Genomic DNA, 17,979 nt, shown 5'->3' with positions numbered 1-17,979 from the left:
GCTCGACTTGCATGTGTTAAGCACGCCGCCAGCGTTCGTCCTGAGCCAGGATCAAACTCTCCAAAAGATGTCTTCAGAGAATTTTCCTGGCCAACATTCACATGAATGTCAACCAAAGGAATCCGTCATCAAATGACGGGGTTGTGCATCATGCACTGGCTTTTAGCACACTGTTGAGTTCTCAAGAAACGGACTTGCTTTTTTCTTTGTGTCTTTATCTTCGCAGCGCTTCCGGTTAGTGTCAAATTCAGTGATTCGACATTTTCCGTTTCCCGCTGGAAGTGCTCCCTTTCGAGAGCAACCCGTCTAACTTACCCGAGCTCCAGGCGATGTCAAATCGCCCGGTTTTCCCGGAGGAAGTTGTTGGGGACGCCTTGGGGATCCGATCGCCCCGGCTCTTCCGAGTCCGGGCCGCGCCGTCCCGCTTGGCGTAACAAGAACATTAGCACCTCTGCGGGGATGCCGCGACCCACTTCGGCAACCCGATAATCATTCCCTGGCCACGAAACCCTAAACGCGGGGCAACGAGGCAAGTTGAGCCTCCAGGCGGGCGATGTCCTCCACCGCCTGAGCTGCGCGGGCGCGCACCTTCGCCACCACGTCGTCGGGGGCCTTGGCCATGAACTGCTCGTTGCCGAGCTTGCCCGTGACCTGGGCCTGTTCCTTCTTCGCGACCGCGAGATCCTTCTCCAGCCGCTTGCGCTCGGCCGCCACGTCGATGGCGCCGGCGGTGTCGATCTCCACGGTGACCGTGCCCACAGCGAGGCGCGCGGTCGGCGTGAAACTCTCACCCGACGGGTCGAGCCTGAGAAGGGAGCGGATGGCGTCTTCGTGGGCGGCGACGGCCGTACCGGAAAGGGAGAGACGGGCGGCGACACGCTGGCCGGGCTTGAGACCCTGGTCGGAGCGGAAGCGCCGGACCTCGGTGACGAGGTTCTGCACGGCCTCGATCTCCGACTCCGCCCCCGCGTCGGCGAACGCCGGATCGCTCACCGGCCACGGCGCCACCACGATCGACTCGCGGCCGGTGACCGCGCGCCACAGCTCCTCGGTGACGAACGGGGTCAGCGGGTGGAGCAGGCGCAGCAGCGCGTCGAAGACGTGGCCCAGCACACGCTTGGTGTTCTCGGCGACCTGGCCGCCGCCGGCGATCTGGATCTTCGCGAGCTCCAGATACCAGTCGCAGACCTCGTCCCACGCGAAGTGGTAGAGCGAGTCGCTGATCTTGGCGAACTCGAAGTCGTCGAAGGCCGTGTCGACCAGCGCGGTCACCGACTGCAGGCGCGACAGGATCCAGCGGTCGGCCGCGGTCAGCTCGTCGGGCAGGCCGTCGCTGACGGCGCCGTTCATGAGGGCGAACCGGGTGGCGTTCCAGATCTTGTTGCAGAAGTTGCGGGAGCCGGCCGCCCAGTCCTCACTGATCGCCACGTCGGAGCCGGGGTTGGCGCCGCGCAGCAGGGTGAAGCGGGTGGCGTCGGCGCCGTAGCGCTCGATCCAGTCGAGGGGGTCGATGACGTTGCCGAACGACTTCGACATCTTCTTGCCGAACTGGTCGCGGACCATGCCGTGCAGCGCGACGGTCTTGAACGGCGGCTGCCCGTCCATGGCGTAGAGGCCGAACATCATCATCCTGGCGACCCAGAAGAAGAGGATGTCGTAGCCGGTGACCAGGACGGTCGTCGGATAGAACTTCTTGAGGTCGTCGGTCTGCTCGGGCCAGCCGAGCGTGGAGAACGGCCACAGCCCCGAAGAGAACCAGGTGTCGAGGACGTCGGGGTCCTGCGTGTAGCCCTCGGGGATCTCGTCGTCGGGCCCGACGCAGACGACCTCGCCCTCGGGGCCGTACCAGACCGGGATGCGGTGGCCCCACCAGAGCTGGCGCGAGATGCACCAGTCGTGCATGTCGTCGACCCAGTCGAAGTAGCGCTTGGCCAGCTCCGGCGGGTGGATGCGGGTGCGGCCGTCGCGGACGGCGTCGCCCGCGGCCTTGGCCAGCGGGGAGACGTTGACGAACCACTGCAGCGACAGACGCGGCTCGACCACGGTCTTGCAGCGCGAGCAGTGGCCGACGCTGTGGAGGTAGGGGCGCTTCTCGGCGACGATCCGGCCTTCGGCGCGCAGCGCCGCGACGACCGCGGGGCGCGCCTCGAACCGGTCGAGACCCTGGAAGGGCCCATGGGCGGTGATGACGCCCCGCTCGTCCATGATCGCCAGGGACGGCAGGTCGTGGCGGCGGCCGATCTCGAAGTCGTTGGGGTCGTGGGCCGGGGTGACCTTGACCGCGCCGGTGCCGAACGCCGGGTCGACGTGGTCGTCGGCGACGATCGGGATGCGCCGGCCGGTCAGCGGCAGCTCGACCTCGCGGCCGATCAGGTGGGCGTAGCGCTCGTCGGCGGGGTGCACCGCGACGGCGGTGTCGCCGAGCATGGTCTCGGCGCGGGTGGTGGCCACGACGATCGCGTCGTCACCGTCGCCGTAGCGGATCGAGACGAGCTCGCCCTCGTCTTCCTGGTGTTCGACCTCGATGTCGGACAGCGCGGTGAGGCAGCGGGGGCACCAGTTGATGATGCGGTTGGCCCGGTAGATCAGGCCGTCGTCGAAGAGGCGCTTGAAGATCGTCTGGACGGCCCGCGACAGGCCCTCATCCATCGTGAAGCGCTCACGGGACCAGTCGACCCCGTCGCCGAGCTTCTTCATCTGGCCGAGGATGCGGCCGCCCGACTCCTCTTTCCACTGCCAGACCCGGTCGATGAAGGCCTCGCGGCCGAGGTCGTGGCGGGAGAGGCCCTCTTTGGCCAGCTCGCGCTCGACGACGTTCTGCGTCGCGATTCCGGCGTGGTCCATGCCGGGCAGCCACAGGGTGGCGTTGCCCCGCATGCGGGCCCGGCGGGTCAGGGCGTCTTGGATCGAGTGGTCGAGGGCGTGGCCGACATGGAGCGAGCCGGTCACGTTGGGCGGCGGGAGGACGATGCTGTACGGCTCTCGCCCGTCTACCGCGCTCGCTCCGAAGTGACCGGCCGCTACCCAGCGCTCGTAGCTGGGGGCCTCGACATCGGCAGGGGCATACTGGGTCGGCAGTTCAGGCGTCGTCACGAGAGCCAATTCTAGAAGCTCCCACCGAGCGCCCCGGCCCACTATGTGTTATGCGGACTTCTCTCGCGGAGTGCGCTGCTGCTTCAGCTGGTCGCGCGGGATCAACGTCGGGTTGACGTGTTCGAGAACCGCCTCGCGGGTGATGACGACCCGAGCGACATCCTGTCGCGAGGGCACTTCGTACATCACCGAGAGGAGGACCTCCTCCAGGATCGCGCGCAGGCCGCGGGCGCCGGTGCCGCGCAGGATCGCCTGGTCGGCGATGGCCTCGAGCGCGTCGTCGGAGAACTCCAGCTCCACGTTGTCGAGCTCGAACAGCCGCCGGTACTGCTTGACCAGGGCGTTGCGGGGCTCGGTGAGGATCTGGATCAGGGCCTCGCGGTCGAGGTTGTGGACGCTGGTGATGACCGGCAGACGGCCCACGAACTCGGGGATCATGCCGAACTTCAGCAGGTCTTCGGGCATCACGTCGCCGAAGATGTCGACCGAGTCGACCTCTTCCTTGGACCGGATGATGGCGTTGAAGCCGATGCCCTTCTTGCCCACCCGGGACTCGATGATCTTCTCGAGGCCCGCGAAGGCGCCACCGCAGATGAACAGCACGTTGGTGGTGTCAATCTGGATGAACTCCTGGTGGGGGTGCTTGCGGCCGCCCTGCGGAGGCACCGATGCGGTGGTGCCCTCCAGTATCTTCAGCAGCGCCTGCTGCACGCCCTCGCCGGAGACGTCGCGGGTGATCGACGGGTTCTCGCTCTTGCGGGCGATCTTGTCGACCTCGTCGATGTAGATGATGCCGGTCTCGGCCTTCTTGACGTCGTAGTCGGCGGCCTGGATCAGCTTCAGCAGGATGTTCTCGACGTCTTCGCCCACGTAGCCGGCCTCGGTGAGGGCGGTGGCGTCGGCGATGGCGAACGGCACGTTGAGCATCTTGGCCAGGGTCTGGGCCAGGAGCGTCTTGCCGGAGCCGGTGGGGCCGAGAAGCAGGATGTTGGACTTCGACAACTCGAGCCCGTCGTCACGGCCGCGCTCGCCGGACTGGACCCGCTTGTAGTGGTTGTAGACCGCGACGGAAAGGGCCTTCTTGGCCTTGTCCTGGCCGATCACGTAGGCGTCGAGGAACTCGTAGATCTCTCGAGGCTTGGGGAGGTTGTCCCACTTCAGCTCAGAGGACTCGGAGAGCTCCTCCTCGATGATCTCGTTGCAGAGCTCGATGCACTCATCGCAGATGTAGACGCCTGGTCCAGCGATGAGCTTCTTGACCTGCTTCTGGCTCTTGCCACAGAACGAGCATTTGAGCAGGTCTCCCCCGTCGCCGATGCGTGCCACCCCAGACTCTCCTTTGCGTGGGACCGCCCTGCTGCCGCGGTCCGGTCATTCGCGCCGGTCACTTCGGTGCGAAAACGTCATCCCGCTCAGGTTTCGACGTTACCGTCTTCCGGGCCCTCAGTGAGCCCCCTAGCGGTGAGTCGCACCGGAAGGTGCCCAATTGGGCACCGTTCCGGTGCACTTGCGACCTTCGATCTCTTACGAGGCGACGGCAGCCGTCTGGCGCTTACGCGACGGAATGATGTCGTCGACGATTCCGTAGGCCTTGGCTTCGTCGGCGCTGAGGATCTTGTCGCGCTCGATGTCGCGACGGACCTCGGCCGCGTCCTTGCCGGTGTGCTTGGCCACGATCTGCTCCAGAAGGTCCCGCATACGCAGGATCTCACGAGCCTGGATCTCGATGTCGGATCCCTGGCCGCCGCCCTCGGTGGAGGGCTGGTGGATCAGGACCCGGGCGTTCGGCAGGGCGAAGCGCTTGCCGGGCGTGCCGCCCGCGAGCAGCACCGCCGCGGCCGAGGCCGCCTGGCCCAGGCACACGGTCTGGATCTCCGGCCGGACGAACTGCATCGTGTCGTAGATCGCCGTCATGGCCGTGAAGGACCCGCCGGGCGAGTTGATGTAGATGCTGATGTCACGGTCGGGGTCGAGCGACTCGAGTGTCAGAAGCTGCGCCATCACGTCGTTCGCCGAGGCGTCGTCGATCTGGACGCCGAGGAAGATGATGCGATCCTCGAACAGCTTGTTGTACGGGTTCATCTCCTTGACGCCGTAGGTCGTGCGCTCGACGAACGAAGGGATGATGTAGCGGCCGTTGATGTCACCCGGCCGAATCAGGTCACTCATGGACGCTCCCGTCATGAAACGGCGCCCTCGGAGGGCACCTGCCGCGCGCTGCGCACGACTTGGTCGATGAAGCCGTAGTCCTTGGCCTCGTCGGCCGTGAACCAGCGGTCGCGGTCGGAGTCGCGCTCGATCTGGTCGAGCGGCTGGCCGGTGTGGTGGGCGATGCGCTCGGCCAAGGTCTTCTTGACGTAGAGCATCTGCTCGGCCTGGATCGCGATGTCGGCGGCGGTGCCGCCGATGCCGCCCGAGGGCTGGTGCATCATGATCCGGGCGTGGGGCAGGGCGTAGCGCTTGCCGGGAGCGCCGGCGCACAGCAGGAACTGGCCCATGGAAGCGGCCAGGCCCATCGCCACCGTGCAGACGTCGTTCGGCACATACTCCATCATGTCGTAAATCGCCATGCCGGCCGTCACGGAACCGCCGGGAGAGTTGATGTACATCCAGATGTCCCGGTTGGGATCGTCGGCGGCGAGCAGGAGGAGCTCGGCGCAGAGCCGGTTGGCGACCTCGTCATTGACCTGAGTGCCGAGCACCACGATTCGCTCACGCAGCAGACGCTGGTAGAGCTGGTCTTCAAGCCGGGCGGGGCCGTTCTCTCTGCCACGCGACTCGGGCTCGAAGCCGATGGGCTGGAAGAAGGTCGGCGGGCTGGTCACAGCGTCACCTTCCGATGCGTCGTTATCGATTGGCTTTGCTCGACCCTAACGCGCGCCGCCCACAGCTCATGCCCCCTCACCCGGGTGTTCGCTGACGGCGCATGCTCCCCCACGCCCTGTTTGTACGGCTTTCGCCCACCCCATGACGTACCGAACACATGCCAATGGGCCCCCGGTGAGAACCGGGGGCCCAGAGGAACGGCGGTGGGTCGCGCCTACTCGGCGGAGGCGCCGGCCGGAGCCTGAGCGAGGCCCTCGGCCTCACCCTCGGGGTTGAGCTCGGCGTAGATCGCCTTGAGGTCGACCTCGTTGCCCTCGGAGTCGACGACCTTGGCGGCGTCGCCCACGACCGACTTGGCCTTCTCGCGGACGATCTCCATCATCGCGAGGGTCAGCTGGTCGTTGTCGGCGAGGTGCTGGGCCAGCGTGTTCGGCGCGACGCCCATCTGGGCGGCGCGGCGCACGACGAACTGGGTCAGCTCCTCTTCGCTGACGCCGATGTCCTCGGCCTTGACGATCTTGTCGAGGACGAAGCCCATCTTCAGCGCCCGGGCGGAGTTGGCGTCGAACTCGGCGAAGCGCTCCTCCTCGGTCGTCTGGTAGAGGCGGAAGTAGGCCTCGCGGCTCAGGCCGCTCTCGGCGATCTGGTGCTCGAGGTTGTGCTTGCGCGCGTCGACCTCGGCCTTGAGGGCGCTGTCGGGCAGCGGGATGTCGAGACCGCCGATGAGGGCGTCGACGGCCTTCTCGCGGGCCTGGACGACCTGCTCGATCAGCTTGTTGCGGCGGACCTGCTCGCGGATGCTGTTCTTGAGCTCGTCGAGCGTGTCGAACTCGGAGGCGAGCTGGGCGAACTCGTCGTCGAGCTCGGGGAGGACCTTCTCCTTGACCGACTTGACGTTGATGATCACGTCGGCCTCCTCGCCGGCGTTCTCACCGCCGACGAGCGTGGTGCGGAAGGTCTTCTCCTCGCCGGCCGACAGGCCTTCGAGCGCGGCGTCGAGGCCTTCGAGGACCGAACCGGCGCCGACCTCGTAGGAGACGTCGGCGGCCTGCTGCTCGTCGAGGTTGCGGCCGTCGATCTCGGCGCGCAGGTCCATCACGACGTAGTCGCCCTTGGTGGCCGGGCGCTCCACGCCGGTCAGCGTGGCGAAGCGCTGGCGCAGCGCGTCGAGCTGGGCGTCGATGTCGGCGTCGGCGACCGTGGCGGCGTCGACCGTGACCTCGGTGCCCTCGTAGGAGGGCAGGTCGAAGGTGGGACGGACGTCGACCTCGGCGGTGAACTCCACCTGCTGGCCGTCGTCGATCCGGGTGACCTCGATCTCGGGCTGGCTCACCGGGAAGAGATCGACCTCGTCGACGGCGCGGCCGTAGAGGCCGGGCAGCGCGTCGTTCAGGGTCTCCTCGAGCACGACCGCGCGGCCGAAGCGCTGCTCGATGATCCGGGCCGGAACCTTGCCGGGGCGGAAGCCGGGGACGCGCACCTGCTGCGCGACCTTCTTGTAGGCGGCCTTCAGGCTCGGCTCGAGCTCCTCGAACGGCACCTCGACGGTGAGCTTCACCCGAGTGGGGCTGAGCTCCTCGACAGCGGTCTTCACGGGGTGGTCTCCTAAATAACAGCATCTGGTGATCGCGGGCGCGTCATGCACAGCTACCGCGGCACGTTACGCGCGCCGCGCCCACGAAGAGGGCACATGGGCATGCTCCACTGCGGCGGGGTGTCCAGCGCCAAACTTCAGTCTAGAGCAGAGCAGCCCCCGCGAGTGACGCGTCAGAGCTCGCGCGAGATCTTTCTCAGGATGTCGACGGTCTCGGACGGGGTGGTGGAGACCGCGCACAGCCGCTCCATCACCTCGCTGTACCTGTCGACCTCATCGCGTTTGTCGAGATAGAGGGCGCTGCCGAGCTGCTCGACGTAGACGATGTCGGGGAGCTCCGCCTCGGGGAAGCGCAGGATGCTGAACGCGCCGCCCTCCGCGGCGTGTCCGCCGAAGTGGAAGGGCATCACTTGGATCGTGACATTCCCCTGGTCCATGAGCTCGACCAGGTGCTGGATCTGCCCCCGCATCACGTCGACGCCGCCGATCGGGCGGCGCAGCGCCGCCTCGTCGATGACCGCCCAGAAGGTGGGCGGGGTGGTGCGTTCGAGGACCTGGCGCTGGCGTTCGAGCCGCAGGTCGACCCGCCGGGCGATCTCCTCGGGCGCCGAGCCGACCGCGCCGGCCGTGATGACCGCGCGGGCGTACTCCTTGGTCTGCAGGAGGCCAGGGACGAACTGGACCTCGTAGGTCCGGATGCGGGCGGCCGCCTCTTCGAGGCCGACGTAGGCCTGGAACCAGCCCGGCAGCACGTCGCTGAAACGGTGCCACCAGCCCGGCTCGTTGGCCTGCTTGACCAGTTCGAGGATGGGCTTGCGGGCGGCCTCGTCGGCCACGCCGTACATGGTGAGGAGGTCTTCGACGTCGCGTTCGCGGAAGCTGACGCGGCCGAGCTCCATGCGGCTGATCTTCGACTCGGAGCCGCGGATCAGGTGTCCGGCCTCGAAGCGCGAGATGCCGCGTTCTTCCCGGAGTTTGCGCAGCTGGGTGCCGAGGAGGATGCGCAGCGCCGTGGGACCTTGTCCCGGCTGGGTACGTGTCACGGCGCCTCCCTCTCTGCTCGACTCGCCGGAGAAGGTCGAGCCGACACCCCCAGCCCACACAGTGTCACCACTTCCGGCCAGGAAGACAAGGCTTGAACCCCCCGTCCATTTCACAATCGCTCAACGGTTTGGGCAAGTGCACAAGGCGCTTGCACGTGCATTTGGGTCTTGCAGGGGGCGGGCCCTTGTCCCATGATGGCCTAGTGCATATTGGGCCAAAGGTGCACTAGTTCTCAAATCTGGCGATCGGGAGGTGCGGGCAGGATGTTGGATAATCCCATATCCGCCCGCGATGTCGGGGTGGAGCGCCTGGTGCGCACCGCCCCCGAGTCCGACGCCACGACCTGCCCGTTACGCCCCCTGGCGGATTCGGTCAAGACCGCACGCGATGTTACGCGATCGACGCTGCAGGGTTGGGGACTTTCGGAACTCACCGACGACGCGACCCTGGTCGTTTCGGAGCTGGTGACCAACGCGGTTCGTTACGCTCTGTATCCGAAAGCGGCGTCGACCGACCACCCCATCACCCTCATGCTGGTTCGGCTGGCCCCCCACGTGATACTCGCCGTGGCCGACCCCAGCGACGAGGTGCCCACCCGCAAGGAGCCCGACTTCGTCTCGGAGAACGGGCGCGGGCTCTACATCGTGGAGACCTACAGCCAGGCGTGGGGCTGGGACCCGCTCGACGAGGGCGGCAAGGCCGTCTGGGCGATGTTCCGCACCGAGGCCTGACCTTTTCTTCGGTTACGGCTCCTTCTTTTCGGTTACGGCTCCCCTCGCTCGCAAAGCATCCGGCGCCGACCGGCCGCTCGGGCGCTCCGTGACGGCCGGTCTGGCCGAAAGTTTCAGTTCTCCAGCACGTAGAGGACGAAGCCCTCGTCGTTGACGGTCGTCCGGGTGAAGCCCAGCTTCTCCAGCAGACGCACCGACGCCGTGTTGCCCCCGTGGGGGTCGGCGTAGAGAGGGCGCACCTTCTCCTTCTCCAGGAACAGGGTCAGCGCGCGGGTGCCGATGCCGCCTCCCCAGAACTCCCGGCCCAGCCAGTAGCCCAGGAAGCGGCGGTCGCCCTGCCACCAGGCGACGACGTTGCCGGCGATCTGCCCGCCCACCTCGACGGTCTGCACGTGGCAGGTCTCGTCAGGGAGGATGTTCTGACGCCAGTGGTTCAGGAACCTCTCCCGCTCGCGGGCCGGGAAGCGGGAGCGGCGGGTGGCCTCGGGGTCCTGCTCCTGGGTGTGGAAGACCTCCAGGTCGGAATCTCTGACATCTCTCAGGTGAACGTGCATCCGCAGGCGCGTGAGGTCGGACACGTCTTTCTCCCTCCGGGGCAGGCCGGGCACCCAGACCGGCATCATTACCTTGATCTCGATCTGCGCGGCCACGTTGATGACCGGGCAGTTCAGGCCGTCGAGACGGCCCATGGGGGCGTCGAGCAGGCCGTCGGGCCAGCGCTCTCCTTTATATGGGCCGCCCGCGACGGTCAGGTCGGCGGCCAGCAGGGCGAAGCTGACCTCGACCCCCTCACGCGTGAAGTCGCGCTGCTGGTCGCGCGGCGGCCCCGGCTGCGGGACGAAACCCCGGGTGAGCAGGGCTTCCTCCAGCCGGTCGGCGTCGTCGGACCAGGCGAACCAGTCGATGTCGACGTGGTCGCGGGTCACCTCGCCCAGGGTGAAATCCATCGCCCAGCCGCCGCGCAGCCAGACGTCGAGACCCATTCCGGCGATCTCGGCGATCGCCGTCAACTGGCGATCTCTCACCGATAGCCCGTGGTGTCGGCCGGCTTCCCGGCGTCCTGGACCTCCACGATGTAACGCCAGGCGTCGGGACGGCTGCCGTCGACGTCGGTGAAGCCGTAGACCTGGGCGAGCCCGCCGCTCGACAACGACTGGCCGTTCCAGCGCGCCCGGTCGGGGTCGCCCGCCAGCGCCGCGACGGCCCGGCCGACGAAGGCCGGCGACTCGGAGATCGCGAAGTGGGGTTCGTTCTCGACCGCGTCGCGCCAGTTCTCCTCGGTGACGCCGAAGTGGTCGAGCATCAGCTCCGACCGCAACCATCCGGGCGTCAGCGCCACGGCGGTGGCCCCGCGCGGCCCGAGCTCCTTGGACAGGCCGAACGCCATGCGCACCACCGAGCTCTTCACCAGGTCGTAGAAGAAGGTGACGCGGTAGTTGGCGGCGTTGTAGTCGGCGGTGCCGTCGGTCATCTCGACGACCAGCCCGCCCTCGTGCCTGAGCAGCAGCGGCAGGGCGTAGTGGCTGGTGATGATGTGGGTGTCGATGGCCAGGCGGAGCATGTGCATGCCGTCGTCGAGGTCGTGCTCCCAGAGCGGCTTGTCCCAGCTGAACAGGTTCTCGCCGCCCCAGATGTTGTTGACCAGGACGTCGAGCCGCCCCTGCTCCCGGTCGATGCGCTCGACCAGCGCCCTGACCTGGTCTCGGTCGAGGTGGTCGGCCGGGACGGCGATGCCGTGGCCGCCCGCCCGGGTGACCAGCTCGGCGGTCTCCTCGATGGTCTCGGGCCGCTGGTATTCCGACTGCCGGTCACGGGTGGTGCGGCCGGTGACGTAGACGGTCGCCCCGATCGCTCCCAATTCGGCGGCGATCCCTCTTCCGGCTCCGCGGGTCGCGCCCGCGACGAGTGCGATGGTCATGGCCGCCAGTCTGCCGGTCGCCACCGACAGAATTACGCCAGCGCCTCCCGCCAGGACGCCGCGAAGGCGACACCTTCTTCCTCCAGCGCGGCCACGGCCGCCCGGTAGGGGGCGCGGCCGGCCAGGGCGTCGTTGACGAACGGCACCAGCGTCACCGGGATGCCCAGGCCAGGGGCCTCGGCCAGCAGCCCCAGGGCATAGGTGTCGGTGATGCCGAGCGCGAACTTGTTGACGGTGTTGAACGTGGCCGGATAGACGAGGATCGCGTCGGCCCGCGGCGGCTTGGGTTCGCTGGGGTGCCGGTAGTTCACCCGCACCTTTCTCCCGGTACGCCGCTCCAGATCGGCCTCGTCGATGAAGTCGACCGCCTTGGGGGTGGCGACGATCTGGACCGTCCACGATCGCGACCGCGCCTCGGCGATCAGCTCGGGCAGGTCCCGCACCGGCCCGGCGGCGCAGACGATCACATAGAGGTCCATGGGTCTCCCGGGTTAGCGTGCAGGCATGTCTGACCATATTGAGGTGCGCGTGACGGCCGGATCACCCGAGGAGGCCGACCGGTTGGCCGGCACGGTGGTCGGACGCCGCCTCGCCGCCTGCGCCCAGATCGTCGGGCCGATCACCTCCGTCTACTGGTGGGACGGTGAGGTCAACCGGTCGCAGGAGTGGCTCGTGCTGTTCAAGACGACGGCGGAGCGGTTCGGTGACCTGTCGGGGTGTGTGCGCGAGGTGCACTCCTACGACGTGCCGGAGATCATCGCGGTGCCGGTCGCCATGGGGGCGGGCGACTACCTGGGCTGGATCGACCGGGAGACGAACCTCTGATCAGAGCTCACCTGGGGCTGCGCCAGTAGGCGAGCTGGCCGCTCGCGCTCTGGACCACGCGGGGCTCCGACTCGTCCTGGGGCCAGATCTGCAGCAGATAGCGGTCGATGATCTCCTGTGAGGTGTCGGCTTCGGCGGCCGCGTCCATGTTCTGAGCGTGGTAGCGCAACCGATACCAGCCAGGCCCCGCGGGCAGGTCGGGTAGTTCGTGGACGTCGCCGCCACCCCATTCGTGCAGGGCGAACCTGCCGGCCTCGGACTCCATGCTGATCTCGACGATGTCCTCGTAGCCGCCGCTGTCCGCGCCCGGGTCGTGGTCGGCCACCGTGACCGAGAAGTCGACAGTGCCGGTGTGCAGGCCCGTGATGAGGAAGGCGTCGCCGTCTTCGACGCGGATGATGCCGACACGGTGGGTGGGGTGGTCGTCGAGCATCCCATTGGGGCCCATGGCGTCGTCGGTGTCGTCGACGAGGTAGGCCTGGCTGTAGTGGACGTAGAGGTCGAAGGACACGGTCTGCGCGGCGATCATGGCAGCGGAGCCTACGATCTCGGACTGACATTTCCCATTTGTGCCAGAGGCTTCCGCGACTCTGAATCGCGTTGACCCGGCCGACGGCAATTCGACATATTGTCGCAATGCACTCATTACGTCCTCTCGCAGGAGCGGTCCTCACCGCGGTTCTGCTGACCGGTTATGCCGCCGCCCCGGCCGGCGCCTCCGTCCAGGAGTCGGCTGCGGTCTCCCTGGCGCCGTCGGCGGCGCGGCCGGGCAACGGCAAGGTCCTCTACGACCGCATCAGCGGCGGGGAGGGCGTCCTGAAGATCAAGAACGGCACCGCCAAGGACGGGGTCGTCACGCTGGTCCGGGGCAAGAAGAAGGCGTTCAGCCTCTACGTCCGCGCGAAGTCGACCGCGAGCTTCAAGAAGGTCGACGACGGCTCCTACACCGTCTACTTCACCACCGGTTACCGGTTCAGCAGCTCGAAGCGGAAGTTCACCAAGAGCGCCTCCTACCAGCGCTTCAACGACCGGCTGAGGTTCACCACGACCGCGACCCAGTCGACCATCTGGACGCTCACCCTCAACCCCGTCAAGGGCGGCAACGCCCGCACGAGCGGCGTCAACCCGAAGGACTTCCCGGCGTGATCCGGTATGACGAAGGCCAGGCACCCCACCGGGGTGACCTGGCCTTTCACGTTGAGAGCGGACGACGGGAATCGAACCCGCGTAGCCAGTTTGGAAGACTGGGGCTCTACCATTGAGCTACGTCCGCGCGCGCCGGTCGGCATCTGGTCTAGACTTCATCCGGCCGTCAAAGCGTAAGCGTACCGGAGATCTCGGGGCGTCGGCGCCAGGCGGCTCACGGGGTGTGGCGCAGCTTGGTAGCGCACCTGCTTTGGGAGCAGGGGGCCGCAGGTTCAAATCCTGTCACCCCGACACAGTCTGTCGGTTGCGGTCGAAAGGTAATAATTCCTGTCCGCAACCCCCTCGCCCGGCATCGGGCATCACGTCGTAAACACCGACGAACACTGCCTTTCCGTGCCGATGACCCGGCTTCTTGAGGATCAATGCGGCCTTGACCCTGCAATCCACCGCGTAAAGCGCCGTACAGTCTGGGAAAAGGCATGAAATGCCGTGGTTGTCCTCCCTACGATGCGGAAGAGATGAACCGGAACAGCGTGATCAAGACGCCGGCGCCGGGTGACCGGCTCGAATGGCGGCAGGCCTCGGCGGCCTCCGCTCAGGAGCGGCTGGCCTATCTCAATGAGGCCAGCCGTCGCATCGGGACGACCCTCGATCTGGGCGAGACCAGCCGGGAGCTGATGGACATCGCGGTCCCTCGGTTCGCCGACACCTCGGCGATCATGGTGCAGGATCGGCTCGTCATCGACGGGGAGTTCCCGTCACGGCCGGTCGACGGCACCGCGCTCGTGCGGCGGGTGGCCATCGGGGTGGCGGAGGCCGATCCGACCGAGTGGGTCGAGGCCTTTCCGATCAACGAGGTCACGGTCTACTCGGCGCAGCTGCCGCAGGCGCAGTGCATGTCGACCGGGAATCCGATCATGTATCCGGAGCTCGACGAGCACACCGCGGAGCTGATCGGGGCCAGCCTCGACCGTGAGGTGGTGGCCAAGCTCCTGGTGGGCGGGTCGTTCATCGCCGTGCCGCTGAAGGCGCGGGGGCGGGTGCTCGGGTGTGCGATCTTCAGCCGGAACCCCGGCGGGTCGCCGTTCGAGGAGGAGGACGTCGCGGTCGCCGAGGAGCTGGCCGCGCGGACCGCCGTCTGCATAGACAACGCGCGCCTGTACGCCCGGGAGCGGCGCACCGCCCTCACGCTGCAGAGCAGCCTCCTGCCGGCCGACCTGCACCAGCCGCTGGGCATGAAGATCGCCTCCCGCTACCTGCCGGCCAGCGACCTCATGGGGGTCGGCGGCGACTGGTTCGACGTCATCCCCCTTCCCGGGTGCCGGGCGGCGCTCGTGGTGGGCGACGTCATGGGGCACGGGACCCGGGCCGCGGCCACGATGGGGCAGCTCCGGACCGCCGCGCGCACGCTGGCGTCCCTCGACCTGCCGCCCGACGAGGTGCTGTTCCGGCTTAACCGGATGAGCCAGGACCTCGATCCCACCCAGATCGCCACGGCGGTCTACGCGACCTACGACCCGGTGACCCGGACCTGCGCGCTGGCGCGGGCGGGGCATGTTCCGCCGGTTCTGATCCATCCCGACGGTCGTACCGAGATCATCGAGCTGCCCTCGGGGCTGCCGCTGGGGATCGGGAACGACCCGCTGGAGACGGTGGAGATGGTGCTGCCGTCCGGGGGGATCCTCGCCTTCTACACCGACGGCCTGGTGGAGAGCCGGGCCAGAGACATCGACCTGGGGATCATGGCGCTGCGCCGGCTGCTGTCGGCGCCCGACCAGGATCTGGAGGAGATGTGCGACGTGACCATCAACAGTCAGCGACCCGGGCACGAGCGCGACGACATCGCGCTGCTGCTTGCCCGGGTCCATGAACTCGCGCCCGACGAGATCGCCTCCTGCTCGCTGCCGGCCGATCCCCGCTTCGTCAGTCACGCCCGGCGGTTCGTCCGGGCGACGCTGGCGGAATGGGGGCTCGGCGCCGTCCGTGACACCACCGAGCTGGTCGTCAGTGAGCTGGTGACCAACGCGCTCAAGCACGGCTGGCCGCCGATCGAGCTGAGGTTGCTGAGGGGCCGGGGCAGAACCCTGGTCTGCGAGGTCGCCGACGGCTCGCCCACCGTCCCGGCGCTGCGCACTCCGACTTCGGAGGACGACACCGGGCGCGGGCTGCAGCTCATCAAGCGGCTCACCTACCGGTGGGGCACTCGCCCGACCCCTCTCGGGAAGATCGTCTGGGTGGAACAGCGGCTCCCCTAGGCGATACTGCCGCGCGGCGGCACCACCAGGCCGTAGATCACGACCACGGCCAGCGCGACGACGATGAGGGACCAGATCGGGAACGCCCCGGCGTAGGCGAACTGGCCCAGGATGACCAGTGCCGCCAGGACGATGCCCAGCATGCGGGCCCACATCGCTCCTTGGAGGATGCCCACGCCCGCGATCACCATGAGGACCCCGGCGACCAGCCAGATGATGCCCCACGCGGTGAGGTTGAAGATCAGCACGCCGGATGAACCGACCACGAGGTAGTGGCTCTTCAAGATCGCGGCGAACCCGCCGACGATGTTGAGCAGCCCCACCACGATGCCGAGGATCCCGGCGAAGCGCAGCCAGTTGGAGGGGTGCGGCAGTCGTCCGCCCGAAGTGGGTGTCGTGGATGCGGTGGTCAACGCGACCAGCTCCTTCCTCGTCGACTAGCAATTGCCACCATAACCACATAAACCGCCACAAATGCCTCACATGGCGCACTATTGGCGATGCGAGGCTTTCTTTTGAGAACCCCACGGGTATTCCAAGTGCATTGAGGCCGGGGGGACACGCCAATGCCGAGGGCGACGTGGATCAGGCTGCTGGCATTGGTTTTGCCCGCATTGGTGGTTGGAGTCGGTTCGAGTCTCATCCTCTTCGGCGTCACCGCACTTGCCGAATGGTTGGAGCGCCTGATTTGGCCGTCGTTCGAGTGGTGGCGCATTCTGGTCGTCCTCACCCTGGCGGGAACCGTCACGGGGCTGCTGATCTGGCGGTTTCCGGGGCACGCCGGGCCCGACCCGGCCACCGAGGGGCTGGTGGCGCCGCCGATGCCGCCCCGGGTGCTGCCGGGAGTGCTGGTGGCGGTGATCGTCACCCTTTCCTGCGGGGTGAGCCTGGGGCCGGAGAACCCCATCACCGCCGTCAACGTGGCCCTCGCCTTCGCCGCGGGCCGGAGACTGTTCCCGCAGGCCGACGGCGTGGTCTGGGTGGGGATCGGCGCGGCCGGGACCGTCGGCGCCCTGTTCGGCACGCCGCTCGCCGCCGCGCTGCTCATGTCGGAGCTGCCGCTGGGCAGACCGGAGACGCCGCTCTGGGACAGACTCTTCGCGCCGCTGCTGGCGGCCTCCGCCGGGGCGCTGACCACAGTGGCCCTCTCCGGCCGGACGCTGTACATGAAGGTGCCCGGCTACCCCGGGTTCCGGCTCGCCGACCTGGTCTCGGGGCCGGTCATCGCGCTCGTCGGCGCGGGTCTGGGGCTGCTGGTGGTCTATGCGTTTCCGTACGCCCATGCCGCCTTCCACCGCATCCCCCATCCGGTGCTCATGGTCACGGCGGGCGGGGTCGTCCTCGGCGGCCTGGGGATCATCGGCGGCGAGGTGTCCATGTTCAAGGGGCTGACGCAGGCCGGTGAGCTGCTGCGCGGCCACGCCGCCACCGGGACGGTGATCCTGGTCCTCCTGGTCAAGCTGGTCGCGCTGACCGTGGCGGCGGCCTGCGGGTTCCGGGGCGGGCGCATCTTCCCGGCCGTCTTCATGGGGATCGCCCTGGGCGTGGCCGCCAACGCGTTGGTCCCGGCGGTGCCGCCGGCCCTGGCGCTGACCGCGGGGGTGCTGGGGTTCGTGCTGGCGATCACGCAGCACGGCTGGCTGAGCCTGTTCATCTCCGTGGCCGTCGTCGGGGACACGGCGCTGATTCCCGTGGCGTGCGTGACGATTCTGCCCGCATGGTTGCTGGTGACGGGCAAGAAACAGATGGTCGTCCCAGCGCACATGCCAGGAATGCCCTAAATTGTCACTTTGGTCCGGAGCCCCATGACGTGGGCTCGTGTTCGGGTTACCGTCGAATTGTGACGATCGGAATCGAGGACGCCTACCGCCGGGCCCTGGACGCCTTCGGTATGCGCGTCCACCTCATCAAGCCCGGCCAGTGGGACCTCCCGACGCCGTGTGTCGACTGGGACGTGCATGCCCTGGTGAACCACCTGGTGTACGAATCTCTCTGGGCGCCCGAACTGCTCGCCGGCCGCAGCCCGGCCGAGATCGGCGACGTCTTCGACGGCGACCTCATCGGCGACGACGCCGTCAAGGCGTTCGACTTCGCCGCGCACGCCGCCGTCACCGCCGCCTCGGCGGAGGGCGTGCTCGACCGCACCGTGCACCTGTCGTTCGGAGACGTGCCGGGACGCGAGTACGTCACCGAACTGTTCGCCGACGCCCTGATCCACACGTGGGACCTGTCGAACGCCATCGGCGTGGCCGACCGGCTCGACCCGGAGCTCGTCTCGCTCTGCGCCGACTGGTTCGCCGGCTGCGAGGAGGGTTACCGCAGCTCGGGCATCATCGGCGGGCACGTGCCGGTGCCGGAGAACGCCGACGCGCAGACGCGGCTGCTGGCCGCCTGGGGACGCCGGGCCTCCTGACGGGGCCTCCGGCTAACGGCCCGTGGGCCGCTTGCCGTGGTTGGCCTTCTTCTTGCGGCGGGCCTTGGACTTGCGCTGTCGTTTACCCATTGGCCCACTGTGCGCCTCGTGCGAGCACCTGTCCACCTCCCATG

18 protein-coding genes, 2 tRNA genes and 1 rRNA gene are annotated in these 17,979 nt (G+C 67.7%); 7 read left to right on the top strand and 14 right to left on the bottom strand.

From position 1 onward, the window contains the following. The 7 genes from QSK34_RS29675 to QSK34_RS29645 all read right to left on the bottom strand — a co-directional run. Window positions 1–67: ribosomal RNA gene (locus QSK34_RS29675) — 16S ribosomal RNA — on the bottom strand; the annotation flags it as partial. Between the two features lie 443 nt (window positions 68–510). Next, window positions 511–3,093, bottom strand: a complete 2,583-nt coding sequence (locus QSK34_RS29670) for a valine--tRNA ligase (protein ID WP_502875550.1) — start codon at window positions 3,091–3,093, stop codon at window positions 511–513. A gap of 48 nt (window positions 3,094–3,141) precedes the next feature. Continuing rightward, the gene (clpX, locus tag QSK34_RS29665) at window positions 3,142–4,419 is read right to left on the bottom strand and encodes an ATP-dependent Clp protease ATP-binding subunit ClpX (protein ID WP_030456815.1); all 1,278 of its coding nucleotides are present in this window, start codon (window positions 4,417–4,419) and stop codon (window positions 3,142–3,144) included. A 198-nt stretch (window positions 4,420–4,617) separates the two neighbouring features. Beyond that, a complete protein-coding gene (locus QSK34_RS29660; RefSeq protein ID WP_161482189.1) occupies window positions 4,618–5,262 on the bottom strand; it encodes an ATP-dependent Clp protease proteolytic subunit in 645 nt (214 codons plus the stop codon). An 11-nt stretch (window positions 5,263–5,273) separates the two neighbouring features. Beyond that, the gene (locus tag QSK34_RS29655; RefSeq protein ID WP_030456813.1) at window positions 5,274–5,918 is read right to left on the bottom strand and encodes a ClpP family protease; all 645 of its coding nucleotides are present in this window, start codon (window positions 5,916–5,918) and stop codon (window positions 5,274–5,276) included. A gap of 215 nt (window positions 5,919–6,133) precedes the next feature. Further along, window positions 6,134–7,513 carry a trigger factor gene (gene tig / locus QSK34_RS29650; protein WP_285588813.1) on the bottom strand — a complete coding sequence of 460 codons (1,380 nt, stop codon included), beginning with the start codon at window positions 7,511–7,513 and terminating at the stop codon, window positions 6,134–6,136. A gap of 173 nt (window positions 7,514–7,686) precedes the next feature. Then, entirely contained in the window at window positions 7,687–8,556 is an 870-nt protein-coding gene (locus QSK34_RS29645; RefSeq protein WP_285588811.1) for a Sco1979 family transcriptional regulator, read from the bottom strand. Between the two features lie 264 nt (window positions 8,557–8,820). On the opposite strand from QSK34_RS29645, the gene QSK34_RS29640 reads away from it, so the two are divergent. Further along, on the top strand, window positions 8,821–9,288 hold the full coding sequence (locus QSK34_RS29640; RefSeq protein WP_030456810.1) for an ATP-binding protein: 468 nt from the start codon (window positions 8,821–8,823) through the stop codon (window positions 9,286–9,288). Between the two features lie 113 nt (window positions 9,289–9,401). Here QSK34_RS29640 and QSK34_RS29635 read toward each other — a convergent pair whose 3' ends face one another. Genes QSK34_RS29635 through QSK34_RS29625 form a run of 3 tightly spaced genes read right to left on the bottom strand, consistent with a single transcriptional unit; the run spans window position 9,402 to window position 11,685 of the window. After that, the gene (locus QSK34_RS29635; protein ID WP_285588808.1) at window positions 9,402–10,313 is read right to left on the bottom strand and encodes a GNAT family N-acetyltransferase; all 912 of its coding nucleotides are present in this window, start codon (window positions 10,311–10,313) and stop codon (window positions 9,402–9,404) included. Next, the gene (locus QSK34_RS29630; RefSeq protein ID WP_285588806.1) at window positions 10,310–11,206 is read right to left on the bottom strand and encodes an SDR family oxidoreductase; all 897 of its coding nucleotides are present in this window, start codon (window positions 11,204–11,206) and stop codon (window positions 10,310–10,312) included. Before QSK34_RS29630 ends, QSK34_RS29635 begins: the two co-directional genes overlap by 4 nt. A gap of 32 nt (window positions 11,207–11,238) precedes the next feature. Continuing rightward, on the bottom strand, window positions 11,239–11,685 hold the full coding sequence (locus QSK34_RS29625; RefSeq protein WP_285588804.1) for a flavoprotein: 447 nt from the start codon (window positions 11,683–11,685) through the stop codon (window positions 11,239–11,241). Between the two features lie 25 nt (window positions 11,686–11,710). Between QSK34_RS29625 and cutA the strand changes: the two genes are divergently transcribed. After that, a complete protein-coding gene (cutA, locus tag QSK34_RS29620; RefSeq protein WP_285588802.1) occupies window positions 11,711–12,031 on the top strand; it encodes a divalent-cation tolerance protein CutA in 321 nt (106 codons plus the stop codon). Between the two features lie 7 nt (window positions 12,032–12,038). On the opposite strand, the gene QSK34_RS29615 is transcribed toward cutA, so the two are convergent. Beyond that, window positions 12,039–12,560 carry a hypothetical protein gene (locus tag QSK34_RS29615; RefSeq protein WP_285588800.1) on the bottom strand — a complete coding sequence of 174 codons (522 nt, stop codon included), beginning with the start codon at window positions 12,558–12,560 and terminating at the stop codon, window positions 12,039–12,041. Between the two features lie 107 nt (window positions 12,561–12,667). Between QSK34_RS29615 and QSK34_RS29610 the strand changes: the two genes are divergently transcribed. Then, entirely contained in the window at window positions 12,668–13,177 is a 510-nt protein-coding gene (locus tag QSK34_RS29610) for a hypothetical protein (protein WP_285588798.1), read from the top strand. A 56-nt stretch (window positions 13,178–13,233) separates the two neighbouring features. On the opposite strand, the gene QSK34_RS29605 is transcribed toward QSK34_RS29610, so the two are convergent. Then, window positions 13,234–13,304, bottom strand: a tRNA-Gly gene (locus QSK34_RS29605). A 90-nt stretch (window positions 13,305–13,394) separates the two neighbouring features. Here QSK34_RS29605 and QSK34_RS29600 point away from each other — a divergent pair. Next, a tRNA-Pro gene (locus QSK34_RS29600) sits at window positions 13,395–13,468 on the top strand. A 227-nt stretch (window positions 13,469–13,695) separates the two neighbouring features. Continuing rightward, the gene (locus QSK34_RS29595) at window positions 13,696–15,432 is read left to right on the top strand and encodes an ATP-binding SpoIIE family protein phosphatase (RefSeq protein WP_285588797.1); all 1,737 of its coding nucleotides are present in this window, start codon (window positions 13,696–13,698) and stop codon (window positions 15,430–15,432) included. On the opposite strand, the gene QSK34_RS29590 is transcribed toward QSK34_RS29595, so the two are convergent. Continuing rightward, complete coding sequence (locus tag QSK34_RS29590) at window positions 15,429–15,845, bottom strand: DUF7144 family membrane protein (protein ID WP_137251404.1); 417 nt, start codon at window positions 15,843–15,845, stop codon at window positions 15,429–15,431. The two genes, QSK34_RS29595 and QSK34_RS29590, sit on opposite strands and share 4 nt — an antisense overlap. A 153-nt stretch (window positions 15,846–15,998) precedes the next feature. Between QSK34_RS29590 and QSK34_RS29585 the strand changes: the two genes are divergently transcribed. Continuing rightward, the gene (locus tag QSK34_RS29585; RefSeq protein ID WP_285588795.1) at window positions 15,999–17,213 is read left to right on the top strand and encodes an ion channel protein; all 1,215 of its coding nucleotides are present in this window, start codon (window positions 15,999–16,001) and stop codon (window positions 17,211–17,213) included. A 59-nt stretch (window positions 17,214–17,272) separates the two neighbouring features. Beyond that, entirely contained in the window at window positions 17,273–17,845 is a 573-nt protein-coding gene (locus QSK34_RS29580; RefSeq protein ID WP_285588793.1) for a TIGR03086 family metal-binding protein, read from the top strand. Between the two features lie 12 nt (window positions 17,846–17,857). Here the strand turns inward: QSK34_RS29580 and QSK34_RS37970 are convergent, their stop codons facing one another. Continuing rightward, window positions 17,858–17,935, bottom strand: a complete 78-nt coding sequence (locus QSK34_RS37970; RefSeq protein WP_407929421.1) for a 50S ribosomal protein bL37 — start codon at window positions 17,933–17,935, stop codon at window positions 17,858–17,860. Window positions 17,936–17,979 lie beyond the last annotated feature (44 nt).

It is taken from the genome of Herbidospora sp. NBRC 101105 (assembly GCF_030269205.1).
Classification (GTDB): Bacteria; Actinomycetota; Actinomycetes; order Streptosporangiales; family Streptosporangiaceae; genus Herbidospora; species Herbidospora solisilvae.
The sequence above is the reverse complement of the archived record's forward strand: the minus strand, read 5'-3'. Positions and strand labels throughout refer to the sequence as shown.